This is a genomic window from Streptomyces sp. NPDC016640, assembly GCF_043076215.1.
In the GTDB taxonomy this organism is placed as follows: domain Bacteria; phylum Actinomycetota; class Actinomycetes; order Streptomycetales; family Streptomycetaceae; genus Streptomyces.
In genome coordinates this window covers 310,322-325,466 of sequence record NZ_JBIBRG010000005.1, presented here as the reverse complement: position 1 = coordinate 325,466, position 15,145 = coordinate 310,322, and the positions used below count along the sequence as shown (strand labels likewise).

Annotated in this window: 11 protein-coding genes; 4 read left to right on the top strand and 7 right to left on the bottom strand. The window is 71.6% G+C overall.

The genetic code is table 11. The features are described from left to right. Positions 1-2: 2 nt before the first annotated feature. From ACF07S_RS13520 to panB, 3 genes are all read right to left on the bottom strand, one after another. Entirely contained in the window at positions 3-824 is an 822-nt protein-coding gene (locus ACF07S_RS13520; protein WP_391965281.1) for an ABC transporter permease, read from the bottom strand. Next, positions 821-1,846 carry an ATP-binding cassette domain-containing protein gene (locus tag ACF07S_RS13515; protein WP_391974215.1) on the bottom strand — a complete coding sequence of 342 codons (1,026 nt, stop codon included), beginning with the start codon at positions 1,844-1,846 and terminating at the stop codon, positions 821-823. The genes ACF07S_RS13520 and ACF07S_RS13515 overlap by 4 nt, the downstream gene beginning before the upstream one ends. A 199-nt stretch (positions 1,847-2,045) precedes the next feature. Further along, positions 2,046-2,921: a 3-methyl-2-oxobutanoate hydroxymethyltransferase gene (panB, locus tag ACF07S_RS13510; protein WP_391965279.1), complete on the bottom strand. Its 876-nt coding sequence runs from the start codon at positions 2,919-2,921 to the stop codon at positions 2,046-2,048. 347 nt (positions 2,922-3,268) lie between these two features. On the opposite strand from panB, the gene ACF07S_RS13505 reads away from it, so the two are divergent. Further along, entirely contained in the window at positions 3,269-4,321 is a 1,053-nt protein-coding gene (locus ACF07S_RS13505; protein WP_391974214.1) for an endonuclease/exonuclease/phosphatase family protein, read from the top strand. Between the two features lie 133 nt (positions 4,322-4,454). Then, a complete protein-coding gene (locus tag ACF07S_RS13500; RefSeq protein ID WP_391965277.1) occupies positions 4,455-5,681 on the top strand; it encodes an MFS transporter in 1,227 nt (408 codons plus the stop codon). Positions 5,682-6,011: 330 nt separating this feature from the next. On the opposite strand, the gene ACF07S_RS13495 is transcribed toward ACF07S_RS13500, so the two are convergent. The 3 genes from ACF07S_RS13495 to ACF07S_RS13485 all read right to left on the bottom strand — a co-directional run bounded on the left by ACF07S_RS13495 (position 6,012) and on the right by ACF07S_RS13485 (position 9,334). After that, positions 6,012-7,796, bottom strand: a complete 1,785-nt coding sequence (locus ACF07S_RS13495) for an NAD+ synthase (RefSeq protein ID WP_391974213.1) — start codon at positions 7,794-7,796, stop codon at positions 6,012-6,014. Positions 7,797-8,051: 255 nt separating this feature from the next. Beyond that, on the bottom strand, positions 8,052-8,672 hold the full coding sequence (locus ACF07S_RS13490) for a DUF305 domain-containing protein (RefSeq protein WP_391974212.1): 621 nt from the start codon (positions 8,670-8,672) through the stop codon (positions 8,052-8,054). After that, the gene (locus ACF07S_RS13485) at positions 8,669-9,334 is read right to left on the bottom strand and encodes a DUF3105 domain-containing protein (RefSeq protein ID WP_391974211.1); all 666 of its coding nucleotides are present in this window, start codon (positions 9,332-9,334) and stop codon (positions 8,669-8,671) included. Before ACF07S_RS13485 ends, ACF07S_RS13490 begins: the two co-directional genes overlap by 4 nt. Before the next feature lie 444 nt (positions 9,335-9,778). Between ACF07S_RS13485 and glnA the strand changes: the two genes are divergently transcribed. Then, positions 9,779-11,140: a type I glutamate--ammonia ligase gene (glnA, locus tag ACF07S_RS13480; RefSeq protein WP_391965273.1), complete on the top strand. Its 1,362-nt coding sequence runs from the start codon at positions 9,779-9,781 to the stop codon at positions 11,138-11,140. Between the two features lie 45 nt (positions 11,141-11,185). Here the strand turns inward: glnA and ACF07S_RS13475 are convergent, their stop codons facing one another. Next, complete coding sequence (locus tag ACF07S_RS13475; RefSeq protein WP_391974210.1) at positions 11,186-13,297, bottom strand: SpoIIE family protein phosphatase; 2,112 nt, start codon at positions 13,295-13,297, stop codon at positions 11,186-11,188. 283 nt (positions 13,298-13,580) lie between these two features. Here ACF07S_RS13475 and ACF07S_RS13470 point away from each other — a divergent pair, with 283 nt between their 5' ends. Beyond that, on the top strand, positions 13,581-15,125 hold the full coding sequence (locus tag ACF07S_RS13470) for a polysaccharide lyase family 1 protein (RefSeq protein WP_391974209.1): 1,545 nt from the start codon (positions 13,581-13,583) through the stop codon (positions 15,123-15,125). The last annotated feature ends 20 nt before the right edge of the window (positions 15,126-15,145 follow it).

Genomic DNA, 15,145 nt, shown 5'->3' with positions numbered 1-15,145 from the left:
CGTCAGCTCTTCGTGCGGAACTTGTGGACGGCGATCGGGGCCATCACCGCCGTGAGCCCCACCGACCAGGCCAGCGTCAGCCACAGGTCGTGTGCGACGGGACCGCCGACCATCAGCCCGCGGGCGGCGTCCGCCAGGGCGGACAGCGGGTTGTACTCGGTGAAGGTCTCCAGCCAGCCCGGCATCGACCGGGTCGGCGCGAAGATCGACGAGCCGAACTGCAGCGGCATGAGCACCAGGAAGCCCATCGCCTGCACCGACTGCGCGTTCTTCATCACCACGCCCAGCGTGATGAAGATCCACATCAGCGCCGAGCCGAACACCGCGGACAGCCCCACGGCCGCGAACAGCCCCGGCCAATTGGTGATGTCGAAGCCGACGAGCACACCGACGACCATCAGGATCGCGGTGGCGATCAGCATCCGCATCATCTCGACGGAGATCTTGGCGAACAGCACCGAGCCGCGCCCGATCGGCAGCGACCGGAAGCGGTCCATGACCCCGGTGTTGAAGTCCTGGTTGAACCCGGTGCCCACCCCCTGGGCCATGTTCATGCCCATCATGGCCATCAGGCCGGGCACGATGTACTGCACGTACGCCTCCTGACCGCCGCCCAGCGACTGCCCGATCGAGCCGCCGAAGACGTACACGAACAGCAGGGTGAAGACGATCGGGAAGAGCACGGCGTCGAACATCGACTCCGGATCCTGCCGGATCCACAGCAGGTTGCGGCGTATCAGCGCGCCGGTGTGGCGCAGATGACCGCGCAGCGTGATCCGGGCGTCCGCGCGCGGGCCGGCGGTGTCCGGGGTCGTGGCGCTCATACGGCGGCCTCCTCGCGCTTCTCGGCGGGCACGGCGTCCTGCGGGGCACTGGCCCGGTGGCCGGTGAGGGACAGGAACACCTCGTCCAGGCTGGGCAGTTCGGTGGTGATGGAGCTGAGCGTGATCCCGCGCGCGGTGACCGCGCCGACCACGGCGGTCAACTGCTCGTCACTCAGCACCGGGACGAGCACGGCACCCCGCTCGGTGTCCACGGTGGTGGTGGCGAGCCCGGTGATGCCCAGGGTGTCGAGGGCGTCGGCCAGCGGACGCAACTGCAGCGGATCGGCCGGGCGGACCCGCAGGGCGCGGCCGCCGACCTTGGCCTTCAGTTCCTCGATGCCGCCGCTCGCGATGACCCGGCCCCGGTCCACGACGGTCAGCTCGCCCGCGAGCTGCTCGGCCTCCTCCATGTACTGGGTGGTCAGCAGCACGGTCACCCCGTCCCCGACCAGCCGCCTGACCTCCACCCACACCTCGTTGCGGGTCCGGGGGTCCAGTCCCGTGGTCGGCTCGTCCAGGTACAGCACGGCGGGGCGGCCGATCATGGACGCGGCCAGGTCCAGCCGCCGGCGCATACCGCCCGAGTAGGTCGCGGCCGGCCGCCGGGCCGCCTCGGTGAGCGAGAACCGCTCCAGCAGCTCGTCGGCGCGGGCCCGGGCCTCCTTGCGGGACAGGTCGAGCAGCCGCCCGATGAGGTAGAGGTTCTCCCAGCCCGGCAGCTTCTCGTCCACCGAGGCGTACTGCCCGGTCAGCCCGATCACCCGGCGCAGCTGCCGGGGCTGGCGGACCACGTCGTACCCGGCGACGGTGGCGTGCCCGGCGGTGGGCGCCAGGAGAGTGGACAGGATGCGTACGAGGGTGGTCTTGCCGGCACCGTTCGGCCCGAGCACGCCCATCACGGTGCCCTCGCGCACGTCCAGGTCGACACCGTCCAGCGCCTTGGTCGCGCCGTAGTGCTTGACCAGCCCCCGCACGGTGACGGCGTTGCCCGCGCCCTCCGGGACGTTGTCGATTCGCTTCATGCCGCCGACGGTGCCAGCCCCCACCGACAGATCACCGACGTCCCACCGACAGACCACCGACGTCCCGCCGACGGGCCGCGCACCTTCGCCGTCGGGCCGCGCACCCCCGCCGTCGGCGAACCGGCGACGGCCCGCCGACGGGGGGAAGATCGGCGGGCCGTCCGGTGGTGCGGCAGTGGTTCAGGGGCGGCGGAGCCGCTCAGTGCACGGAGTGCTCCTCCTGCGGGAACGTCCCCCCGACGACGTCCTCGGCGAACGCCTTGACCGCCCCGCTCATGACCTCCCGCAGATTCGCGTACTGCTTGACGAACTTCGGCACCCGGCCCCCGGTCAGCCCGAGCATGTCGGTCCACACCAGCACCTGCGCGTCGGTCTGCGGGCCCGCGCCGATCCCGACGGTCGGGATGTGCAGCGTCCGGGTCACCTCGGCGGCCAGCTCGGCCGGCACCAGTTCCAGCACCACCGCGAAGGCGCCGGCGTCCTGTACGGCCTTGGCGTCCCGCAGCAGCTGCTGGGCCGCCTCCTCGCCGCGCCCCTGCACCCGGTAGCCCATGGCGTTCACCGACTGCGGGGTCAGCCCGATGTGGGCCATCACCGGGATACCGGACTCCACCAGCAGCTCGATCTGCCGGTGCGAACGCTCGCCGCCCTCCAGCTTCACGGCGCCGACCCCGGCCTCCTTCACCAGCCGGGTCGCCGAGCGCAGCGCCTGCACCGGTCCCTCCTGGTAGGAGCCGAAGGGCAGGTCGCCCACGATCAGGGCACGGGAGGTGCCCCGTACGACCGCGGCCGACAGCATGGTCATCTCGTCGAGGGTGACGGGCACGGTGGTCTCGTACCCCAGGTGGCAGTTGCCCGCCGAGTCGCCGACGAGCATCACCGGGATGCCGGCCTCGTCGAACACGGAGGCGGTCGCCGCGTCGTAGGCGGTGAGCATGGGCCACTTCTCGCCGCGCTCCTTGGCGGCGGCGACGTCGCGGACGGTGATACGGCGTGTGCCCTTGCCCCCGTACAGCGTCTTGCCGCCGCCGGAGGGACCCGACGTCCCGGTCTGGGCAGCCGAAAGCTGCGTCATTGAACCGTCTCCCAACACATCATCTCGAGGCGCCCTGACGGCGTCCCCGGACCACGTCCATGGTGGCACCTCGACCGGACGAGGGCCAGGGGCCCCCTGTGGGTTCCGCCCCGGGCCCCGGGTCCCGGACCCTTCGGCGGGGCCTGCGCACCGTCAGCAGCCGTACCCGTGTGCGCTTTTCGTCACAGAGGGCGCTTTCCGCACCTCCGGCCGGAACTCGTCGAGCCGCCCCGGGCGTCCTCGACCCCGTACGGCCGCCGAGGGGCGGCAGGAACGGAACCGATCATCCCCTAGGGTCTTACGGACACGGGGGCGACGGTGTGCACGGCAGGTGGTGAGGCGACGCTATGGCGCAGCAGGCGTACATGACGGAGGCGGAGAACGGGAGTCCGGGACCCGAGCGCCGGACGTCCCGGCTCCGGCGCCTGCTCGATCGCTGGGGCGGGGACTGGCGCGGCGACCGCCGGATCTGGCGCCGCGGCCTGGTCCTGGCCGCGTTCGCGGCGCTGCTGGCCCTGGTCATGCTGGCCCACGCCCACATCCCGAACGCGATCGGCAACCTGGGCAGCCTGACCGAGACGTTCCTGCCCTGGCTGGTCGTGCTCATCCCGGTCCTGCTCCTCCTCGGCCTGCTCCGCAAGTCGGCGACGGCGCTGATCGCGACGATCCTGCCCGCGGCCGTCTGGCTGAACCTCTTCGGCGGACTGCTCACCGACAAGACCGCCTCGGGCGGCGACCTCACGGTGGCCACGCACAACGTCAACGCCGAGAACCCGGACCCCGCCCGCACCGCCCGCGACGTGGCGGCCTCCGGCGCGGACGTCCTGGCCCTGGAGGAACTGAAGGCGAGCGAGGTCCCGACCTACGAGACGGCGCTGGCGGGGACGTACGAGTACCACGCGGTGGTGGGCACCGTCGGCCTGTGGAGCAAGTACCCGCTGACCGAGGTGGAGGCCGTCGACATCCGCCTCGGCTGGCAGCGCGCGATGCGCGCCACGGTGACCGCCCCCGCCGGCCGGGTCGCCGTCTACGTCGCCCACCTGCCTTCGGTCCGGGTGAAGCTGGAGGCCGGCTTCACCGCCCGCCAGCGCGACAAGAGCGCCGACGCCCTGGGGGAGGCCATCGCCGCCGAACCCCTGCGGAACGTCGTCCTGCTCGGCGACCTCAACGGCACGATGAACGACCGCGCCCTGAAGGCCGTCACGGCCCAGATGCGTTCCACCCAGGGCGCCGTGGGCAGCGGCTTCGGCTTCAGCTGGCCGGCGTCGTTCCCGATGGCGCGGATCGACCAGATCCTGGTCAAGGGCGCGGAACCGGAGAGTTCCTGGACCCTCCCGGCCACGGCGAGCGACCACCTCCCCATCGCGGCCCGTGTGAAGGTCACCACACCGGACCACTGAAACCCCAGGTCAGCCCGCTTCTTTTTGCCTCCCCGCAACCCGTCCGCAACCGGAGGGAACAGAAAACCCGAGATGCTTTGTTCCGCACTTGAACATATGAAGTGCGCTCACAGTCCCGAAAGGCCCCCGCCCCATGCCCCTGGCCCTGCTCGCCCTTGCCGTGGGTGCCTTCGGCATCGGTACCACCGAGTTCGTGATGATGGGACTGCTCCCCGACGTCGCGGACGACCTCGGCATCTCCATACCCGGCGCGGGCCACCTGGTCTCCGCCTACGCCCTGGGCGTGGTCGTCGGCGCCCCGCTGCTCGCCGCGGCGACCGCGCGGATGCCGCGCCGCACGGTCCTGATCGCCCTGATGGCCCTCTTCGTCGCGGGCAACGCCCTCTCGGCGCTCGCGCCCGACCACACCTGGCTCCTGGCCGCCCGCTTCCTCAGCGGCCTCCCGCACGGCGCCTTCTTCGGCGTGGGCGCGGTGGTCGCGATGACGATGGCGACCCCGGAGCGCAGGGCCCGCTCGGTCTCCCTGATGTTCCTGGGCCTGACCACGGCCAACGTGGCAGGCGTCCCCGTGGCCACGCTCATGGGCCAGAAGTTCGGCTGGCGGGCGACCTTCCTCGCCGTGAGCGCCATCGGCCTGGTCGCCATCGCCTCCCTGGCCCTCCTGATCCCCCGGGACCACACCCCCGCCCCGCAGCAGGGCCTGCGCGGCGAACTGGCCACCCTGCGTTCCCTCCCGGTCTGGCTGGCCCTCGGCACGACGGTCGCCGGCTTCGGCGCGCTGTTCGCGGCGTACAGCTACATCACCCCGATGCTCACGGACGCCGCGGGCTACGCCGGCACCAGCGTGACGCTGCTGCTGGCCCTCTTCGGCGTCGGCGCCACGGCCGGCAACCTGCTGGGCGGCCGTCTGGCCGACCACGCCCTGCGCGCGACCCTCTTCGGCGGCCTGGCCTCGCTGACGGCGATCCTCGCCCTCTTCCCGCTCCTGATGCGCACGGAGGTCACCGCGGCGCTGGCGGTGACCCTGCTCGGCACGGCGGCGTTCGCGACGGGCTCGCCCCTGCAGCTGATGGTCATGGAGAAGGCCGCCGCGGCCCCCTCGCTGGCCTCCTCCGCCAACCAGGCGGCCTTCAACCTGGCCAACGCGGGCGGCGCGTGGATCGGCGGCCTGGCCCTGGCGGCCGGCTTCGGACCCACGTCCCCGGCGGTCGCAGGGGCGCTGCTCTCCGCCTTCGGCATCGGCGTGGCGGTCGTCGCGTACGCGGTGGACCGCGGGGCGACGGCGGGGGCGGCCGGACGCGAGCGGGTGGTCGCGGGCGGCGTGCCGCAGCAGGCGGCGCCGCTGGACCGCGTGCGCTGAGACGACGCCGGGGCGGTGCGCGCCGCGGCCGTGAGCGCGGCCCGGCGCTTACCGGATGCCGCCGCGCCCACCCGTGCCACCCCGGGCGGCACGACGGCCCGGGTCACGCCGCGTACGGCGCGGAGCCGCGTACGCCGCCCACGGCGCGGAGGGGACGGGGCGAAGGTGCCCGCCCGCAGCGGCCGGCGCGTCCGCACCCCGAGCTTCCCGGGTGACCGGTTCCGCGCCGGTCCGGAGACGGGCACCCCCGGCCCCGGCCCGCCCCCACCGGTGGGCGCCACGCGCACCCCCCACCGGAGCCGCACAGGCGCCGCAGGCATCCCCGCCCGCTCACCCCGCCGGAGGCACCTGCTCCCGCCACCCGTTCGTGATCGGCAGCCGCCGGTCCTTCCCGAACCCCTTCGGGGAGATCTTCGTACCCGGCGGATACTGCCGCCGCTTGTACTCCGCCCGGTCCACCATCCGCAGCGTCTTCGCCACCAGCTCCGCGTCGAACCCGGCCGCGACGATCTCGTCCGCCCCCCGGTCCCGGTCCACGTACAGCTCCAGGATCGCGTCCAGCACCGGGTAGTCCGGCAGCGAATCGGTGTCCACCTGCCCCGGCCGCAACTCCGCACTCGGCGGCTTCGCGATCGAGTTCTCCGGAATCGGCGGCGTCTGCCCCCGCTCCACCGCCGCCCGGTTCCGCCACTCCGCCAACCGGAACACCGACGTCTTGTACACGTCCTTGATCGGCCCGTACGCCCCCACGGAGTCCCCGTACAGCGTCGAGTACCCCACGGCCAGCTCCGACTTGTTCCCGGGCGCCAGCACGATGTGCCCCTCCTGGTTGGAGATCGCCATCAGCAGCGTCCCCCGCAGCCGCGACTGCAGATTCTCCTCCGCGAGCCCCGTCAGCCCCAGCGCCCCCATGTACGCGTCGAACATCGGCTCGATCGCCACCGTCCGGTAGTTCAGGCCGGTCCGCCGGGCCAACTCCGCCGCGTCGTCCTTGGAGTGGTCCGACGAGTACTTCGACGGCATGGACACGCCGTACACGTTCTCCGCGCCCACCGCGTCACACGCGATCGCGGCGACCAGCGCCGAGTCGATCCCCCCGGACAACCCGATCAGCACGGACCGGAAGCCGTTCTTCGTGACGTACGCCCGCAGGCCCACGACCAGCGCGGAGTACACCTCCTCGGCGCCCTCGAGCCGCTCCGCGTACGCACCGGTCCGCTCGGCGCCGGCGTCCGCGTCGGCGTCGTGCGCCGGCACCGGCTCCTCCGACAGCACGACCCGCTCGATCCGCAGGCCGTCGTCCACGACGCCCGTGGGCGCGTCGGTGTCCGCGGCGGGCAGGTCGAGGTCGACCACGACGCACGTCTCGGTGAACTGCGGAGCCCGCGCCACGACCGCACCGTCACGGTCGACGACGATCGAGTCCCCGTCGAAGACGAGCTCGTCCTGCCCGCCCATCATGGCGAGGTACGCGGTCGTGCACCCGGCCTCCTGCGCCCGCTTGCGCACCAGCTCCAGCCGGGTGTCGTCCTTGTCCCGCTCGTACGGCGAGGCGTTGACCGACAGCAGCAGCCCGGCCTTCGCCGACCGGGCCGCCGGCACCCGCCCCCCGTCCTGCCACAGGTCCTCGCAGATGGCGAGGGCGACGTCGACACCGCGCACCCGCACCACCGGCATGGTGTCGCCGGGCACGAAGTACCGGAACTCGTCGAAGACGCCGTAGTTGGGCAGGTGGTGCTTGGCGAAGCTCAGCACCACCTCACCGCCGTACAGCACGGCGGCGGCGTTCTGCGGCGCACCGGCCGGCTGCCCGTACTTCGGCTGGGCGGCGGCGCTGCGGTCGAGGTAGCCGACGATCACCGGCAGCTCCCCGAAGCCCTCTTCGGCGAGCCGCGCGGCGAGGGAGCGCAGGGCCGCGCGGGAGGCCTCCACGAAGGACGACCTGAGGGCGAGGTCCTCGACGGGATACCCGGTCAGCGCCATCTCCGGGAACGCCACGAGGTGGGCCCCCTGCTCGGCGGAGTGCCGGGTCCAGCGGATCATCGTTTCGGCGTTGCCGGCGAGGTCGCCGACGCTCGAGTCGATCTGGTTCAGGGCGAGACGTAGTTGAGGCACGGGCCCAGTGTAATCGTCAGAGCGACGCGATGTGCGGTCGGACGTACGCACCCCGAACGCGCGGGCAGCTCCGCGTGCCCCGAACGCGCGGCGGGCGTGCGTACCGCGAACGTGCCCCGGCGCACCCGGAAAGCCTCACCCGCGCCGCCTGCCAGGCGCGCGAGGTTCTCCGCGCGAGGCCCGAAACGGCCCCGGGCGGCACTGCCACGCCCGGTCCGGACCGTGAACGACCGGACCCGCGGGGGACCGGGAGCCTCAGTCGCGGGGCGCGGCCCCGCGCTCCCGCAGCATCCCCGCCATCAGCTCGATCTCCGACTCCTGCGCCTCCACCATCCCCCGCGCGAGCCGCTTCTCCACGCCGACCTCGCACGCGCGGACACACCCCTGCGCCATGTGCACCCCACCCTCGTGGTGGTCCGTCATCAGCTGGAGGTAGAAGATCTCGGCCCGCTCACCGTCCAGCGAGCCGAGCCGCTTCATCTCGGTGTTCGTCGCCATCCCCGGCATCAGCGCGCCGTCCTTGCCGGAGGCCGCGCCCTCCATGCCCATCCAGGTCATCGGCGGCTCGGCGGACACCTTCGGCAGCTCCCACAGACCGAGCCAGCCCAGCAGCATGCCCCGCTGGTTCGCCTGCGTCTGGGCGATGTCGTAGGCGAGCCGCCGGACGTCCTCGTCGTCCGTCCGGTCCCGCACGATGTACGACATCTCGACTGCCTGCTGATGGTGCACGGCCATGTCCCGGGCGAACCCGGCGTCCGCGGACCCGGCCGAGGGGGGCCCGTCCGACCCCTCGTCCCCGGCCACCGCGTAACTGATCGCGCCGGCCGCGACGAGCGCCGTCGCCGCGGCCCCCGCGATCAGACCCAACTGCCTCACTTGGACAGCCCGTTGGTGCAGGCGGCCCCCGGCTCGGGGGTCTGCTCGCCCTGGACGAACTTCTCGAGGAACGCGTCGACGTCCGGATCGTCGGCACCGGTCACGGCGCGCTGGTGCCCCCAGGCGGTGAGCATGAGCGGTTCCTGCTGGCCGTCGACCGGGCTCATCAGCGTGTACGGCGTCTTCTTCACCTTCGCCGCGAGCGCGTCGACGTCCGCCTTCTCCGCGTCGGCGTTGTACGTCACCCAGACGGCGCCGTGCTCCAGGGAGTGGACGGCGTTGGTGTTGTTGATCTCGTCGGTGTAGACGTCCCCGTTGCAGTTCATCCACACGGGGTTGTGGTCACCGCCCACGGGAGGGGAGACGGGGTAGTCCACGGCCTTGGTCACGTGGTTGCGCCCCAGGGTCCCCTGCCACTTCCGCACGCCGTCCTCGCCCGTGACGAACTCGCCGGAGTTCTTGGAGTCGCCCGCCGCGCTGCCGCCGTCGTCGTCCGACTGCGACTGGACGAGCACCACGCCGCCGACGACGAGCCCGGTGACGACCACCACGCCGGCGGCGATGACGAGGATCCGGTTGCGGCGCTCGCGGGCCTTCTCGGCGCGCCGCATCTCCTCTATGCGCGCCGTGCGTGAGGCGCTGCTCTTCTTGGCGGAGCCCATGGGAGGTGTCCTTCGGGGGAGAAGTGGGACGAGCGGGTGAGCTGATCGTAATGGGGGAGTGGAGCGAGTCGTAGAGGGCGCGGCACCTCGCACCGGGCGCCCCGGACCGCGTGACCGGATAATCCCCATAATCGCACCGGATCGCGGACCGTCACGGCCCCCGCGGCCCCGCTCCCGCCTGCCGTCTCCCCCCGTCCGTGGGCCCGACCACGGGTCGGCCGTTACGCATACCGGTCCGAACAGGCAAGATGGGAGCCGGAGCGGTACACCTGTCGTGTGCGAGGCGTTCGTCGCGCGTGAGGCGTTCACGCCGCGCTCAGCCGGCCGATCAAGGTCGGCAACGCGTATGAAACCCTGGTGTGGTGGGATGCTCGGGCGCCCGGCCGCCTCTCGTGGCGCGGGAGCGGACAGGCGGCCCGACCGGCAAGGATGGGGAAGCGGAAGATGGACAAGCAGCAGGAGTTCGTGCTCCGGACGTTGGAGGAGCGCGACATCCGGTTCGTGCGCCTGTGGTTCACCGACGTACTGGGCTTCCTCAAGTCCGTGGCCGTCGCCCCGGCCGAGCTCGAGCAGGCGTTCGACGAGGGGATCGGCTTCGACGGCTCCGCCATCGAGGGCTTCGCCCGGGTGTACGAGTCCGACATGATCGCCAAGCCGGACCCGTCGACCTTCCAGGTCCTGCCCTGGCGCGCCGAGGCCCCCGGCACGGCCCGCATGTTCTGCGACATCCTCATGCCGGACGGCTCCCCGTCCTTCGCGGACCCGCGCTACGTCCTCAAGCGCGCCCTGGCCCGCACCTCCGACCTGGGCTTCACCTTCTACACCCACCCGGAGATCGAGTTCTTCCTGCTGAAGGACAGGCCGCTCGACGGCAGCCGTCCCACCCCGGCGGACAACTCCGGCTACTTCGACCACACCCCGCAGAACGTCGGCATGGACTTCCGCCGGCAGGCGATCACCATGCTGGAGTCCATGGGCATCTCGGTGGAGTTCTCCCACCACGAGGGCGCCCCCGGCCAGCAGGAGATCGACCTGCGCTACGCGGACGCGCTCTCCACGGCCGACAACATCATGACGTTCCGCCTGGTCATGAAGCAGGTGGCGCTCGAGCAGGGGGTCCAGGCGACCTTCATGCCCAAGCCGTTCTCCGAACACCCCGGCTCCGGCATGCACACGCACCTCTCGCTCTTCGAGGGCGACCGGAACGCCTTCTACGAGTCCGGCGCGGAGTACCAGCTCTCCAAGGTCGGCCGCTCCTTCATCGCGGGCCTGCTGCGGCACGCGGCGGAGATCTCCGCGGTCACCAACCAGTGGGTCAACTCCTACAAGCGCATCTGGGGCGGCGCGGAGCGCACGGCCGGCGCCGGCGGCGAGGCCCCGTCGTACATCTGCTGGGGCCACAACAACCGCTCGGCCCTGGTCCGCGTGCCCATGTACAAGCCCGGCAAGACCGGCTCGGCCCGCGTGGAGGTCCGCTCCCTGGACTCCGGCGCCAACCCGTACCTGGCCTACGCCCTCCTCCTGGCCGCCGGCCTCAAGGGCATCGAGGAGGGCTACGAGCTCCCGCCGGGCGCCGAGGACGACGTCTGGGCCCTCTCCGACGCGGAACGCCGCGCCCTCGGCATCGAGCCGCTCCCGCAGAACCTGGGCGAGGCCCTCACCCTGATGGAACGCAGCGACCTGGTCGCCGAGACGCTCGGGGAGCACGTCTTCGACTTCTTCCTGCGCAACAAGCGGCAGGAGTGGGAGGAGTACCGCTCCGAGGTCACGGCCTTCGAGCTGCGCAAGAGCCTGCCGGTGCTGTAGGCGCGGACCGGTTCCGTCTCCGTGGTCACCGGGCCGGCCCGGTGATCACGGGCCGCCCGTGCGGCCCGGCTGGAGCAGGAGCAGGGCGATGTCGTCGGTGTGGTGGTGGATACGGCGTCTGTGCCGGACGAGGCTGTCCACGAGCTGGTGCAGGGGGAGGTTGCCCGCCTCGCCCAGGCGGTGTGCCAGGTCGGCCGTGGTCTGGGCGATGTCGGTGCCGGGCAGCTCCACGAGGCCGTCGGTGTAGAGGGCGAGCAGTGACTCCGGGGCCATGGACAAAGTGGTGAGCGGGTAGGCGGGGGTTCCGATGCCGATGCCGAGAGGGGGGCCGGGACGGAGGTCCGCGACCCGGGTCCGGTTGTCGGGATCCCGCAGCAGCGGGGGTGGGTGTCCTGCGCTGGCCAGGGTCACCTGGTGGCGGGCCAGGTCCAGGTGGGCGTAGAGGCAGGAGACGAAACGGCTGGTGTCCAGGTCGGCGAGGTCGCGGTCGGCGAGGACGAGCACCTGGTCGGCGGTGGCCCCGGCCGTCGCGTGGGAGTGAACGGCCATGCGGACCTGGCCCATGAGAGCGGCAGCCTTCATGTCATGGCCCTGCACGTCTCCGATGACTGCCGCGACGGTGGTGTCGGTCAGCCGGATGAGGTCGTAGAAGTCGCCGCCGATGTCCATACCGTGGCCGGCGGGCAGGTAACAGGCGGCGACATCGAGTCCGGTCACGGTGGGCAGCGTGTGGGGCAGCAGCGTCTGCTGGAGGGCGTGGGCGAGGCCGTGCTTGATGTCGTAGAGGCGCGCACGGTCCAGGGCCTGGGCGATCAGGCCGGCGAGGGGCGTGAGGACGGAGCGCTCGGAGGTGGTGAAGGAGTGCGGGTGGTCGTAGGCGAGGAGGAGGCAGCCGAGGGGGCCTCCCGAGCCGGGCAGCGACAGGAAGGCCCATGCTTCCATGCCGGTGGACTGCGGCGCCCCGGGATGGACGCGGGTCAGTTCGCCGCGGTCGGCGAAGAACGACGAGGCGCCGGTGGTCAGCGCGCGGCCCGCCGGGGTCAGATCGGCGTCCGTGGGCAGGCCGTCCAGCTGCTCGATGACCGCAGGGGCGTAGCCGCGGTATCCGATGATCCGTATCCGGCCCGCGTCGGCGGTGGACATGATCATGCCTTGAGCTCGGAACGCGGGCAGGATCTGGTCGGCCACCAGGTCCACGACGTCCTGGACGCCGATGGTCTCGGTCAGTGCGGCTGCCAGTGCCATCAGGAGGTGGATGCGGCTCTCCGGCGGAGTCCCGGTGAGGGCCGACCGCGCGTCGAAGGGCCTGGACGAGCGGTCGGGGGACACGAGAACACTCGTGCCGTTCTCGTACGCGTGGAGGCGGAAGTCGAGCCACCGGTCCGGTGGACGCAGGACGGACAGGGCGAGGGGCTCACGGCTGGCCAGGGCCGTCCGGTAGGCGTCCATGAACGTGGTGTTGTCCAACCACGGCAGCAACGTCCACGGCTCGGCTCCGAGCAACTGCTCCGCCGGTCGGCCCAGCAGATCGGCGGCCGCGGTGTTCACGAGGGTGGCACGCCCTCCGAGGTCGAGGTCGAGAGCGCCGAACGGCAGGCGTTCCACCAGGCCGGCCGCCGTGAGCCCGGGCCGCGACCGCGGCTCCGGGAGACGCGGAGGCACGAAACAGGGCCGGTCCGGAATGGCCGGGGGCCGGTCGGCTGCGTTCAGCGCGTGGGCGATGCGCCGGGTGCTCCAGGCGATGCGCCTGCGCTCATGGTGGCCGAGACGGGGAGAACGGCCGGGTTCGTACACGAGAAGCAGTGCGCCCCGGCAGTGCCGGACCCCGCTGAGCGGGGCCATCGCGAACGTGAGCGGATACGGAATGGCCGCCGCGACGCGCGGATAGACGTGGGCCAGCTCTTCGAGGGAACTCACCCAGACCAGCCGCTCGTCGCGTATCGCGTCCTGGGACGGGCCGTGCACGGCGAAGGAGACTCGCCACCACGGTGCGAACGCGTCGACGGGTGCGCCGTACAGCGCGACCAGACCCAGCGCGTCCTCGGCCGGATCCAGCAGGTAGACACCCCCGATCTTGGCTCCTGTGCGGAGCACGACCGCTGCGAGGGCCTCACAAAGCGCACTGGCCGCATCGGGCCTGCCGTCGGACCCGGTCATACGGCGCCGTACCCAACGCCCATACCAGAACGCTAAACCCGCACGCAGGTGACGGCATGTGGATCAACCACGCCGTTTCGAAACGGAATTGAGCTCTCCGTAACTGCGCGGAACCTTGCCAGTCCCTCGGGCGTGGCTTTACTGTCGCGACAACAGAAAGCGCTTTCTCGCCGATGGGTCCGGCCCACCCCGCCGCCCCTCATCGGTTCTGCTGACATGCATATGACATAGCAGCGCGGCCGGTGCGGAACGCCGGCGCACGAGGACGAGAGGCGAGACGAGAATGAGGCGATCAGTCGCAGTGCGACTCTCCGCGTTACTGGCCACGGGAGCCCTGGCGGCCGCGACCGGCGTGGCGCTGTCCACGGCGGAGGCGGCCGCGGCGGCCTCCGGCCCCACCGGCTACGCGACCCAGAACGGCGGAACCACCGGCGGCGCCGGCGGGCAGACGGTCCGTGCCACCACCGGCACCGCCATCCACCAGGCCCTGTGCGGCCGGGCCAGCAGCTCCACCCCGATCACCATCCAGGTCGAGGGCACCATCAACCACGGCAACACCGCCAAGGTGTCCGGCGGCAGCTGCAGCACCGCCGCCGGTGTCATCGAGCTCAAGCAGATCAGCAACGTCACGATCGTCGGTGTCGGCAACGGCGCCGTCTTCGACCAACTGGGCATCCACATCCGGGAGTCCCGCAACATCATCATCCAGAACGTGACCATCCGGAACGTCAAGAAGTCGGGTTCGCCCACGTCGAACGGCGGAGACGCCATCGGCATGGAGAGCGGTGTCCGCAACGTGTGGGTCGACCACACCACCCTCGAGGCGTCGGGCGGCGAGTCGGAGGGCTTCGACGGCCTCTTCGACATGAAGGACAACACCCAGTACGTGACGCTGTCCTACAGCACGCTGCGCAACTCCGGCCGCGGCGGCCTCATCGGCTCCAGCGAGAGCGACACCTCCAACGGCTACGTCACCTTCCACCACAACCTGTACGAGAACATCGACTCCCGTACGCCCCTGCTGCGCGGCGGCGTCTCGCACATCTACAACAACCACTACAGGAACCTCAACGAGTCCGGCATCAACTCCCGTGCCGGCGCCCGCGCGAAGGTGGACAACAACTACTTCGAGGACTCCAAGGACGTCCTCGGCACCTTCTACACCGACGCGGCCGGCTACTGGCAGGTCAGCGGCAACATCTTCGACAACGTGACCTGGTCCGCGCGCAGCGACGACCACAACCCGGCCGGTCCGAACCCGACGTCGAACACCTCCGTCGGCATCCCGTACGCCTACACCCTGGACGCCGCCAACTGCGTGCCGGGCGTCGTGAGCCAGACGGCGGGCGCCAACAAGGGCCTGAAGGTGTCGGACGGGAGCTGCACCCCGCAGAACCCGGACTCGACCGACCCCCCGGACCCGGACCCGACCGACCCCCCGGACCCCACCGACCCGCCCACCGGGACCAACCTGAGCCTCACCGCCGGGGCCGACGGCTCCTCCAAGGCCGACGGGACCAGCTACGGCAACGTCCGGGACGGCGACATGGGCACGTACTGGTCGCCGTCCGGCCCGACCGGCTCCGTCTCGGTCAAGTGGGGCTCCGCCACCACGGTCTCGAAGATCAACGTGCGTGAGGCGGCGGGCTCACAGGGCGCCATCGGCTCCTGGCGGGTCGTCAACCACGACACCGGCGCGGTCCTGGCCTCCGGCACCGGAGCGGGCGTCATCGGCTTCGCCCCGGCCTCCCTGAAGAAACTCACCTTCGAGATCACCGGCTCGTCCGGCGCCCCGCGGATCGCCGAGTTGGAGACGTACGCGGGTTAGCACACCCAGGGGGCCGTCCC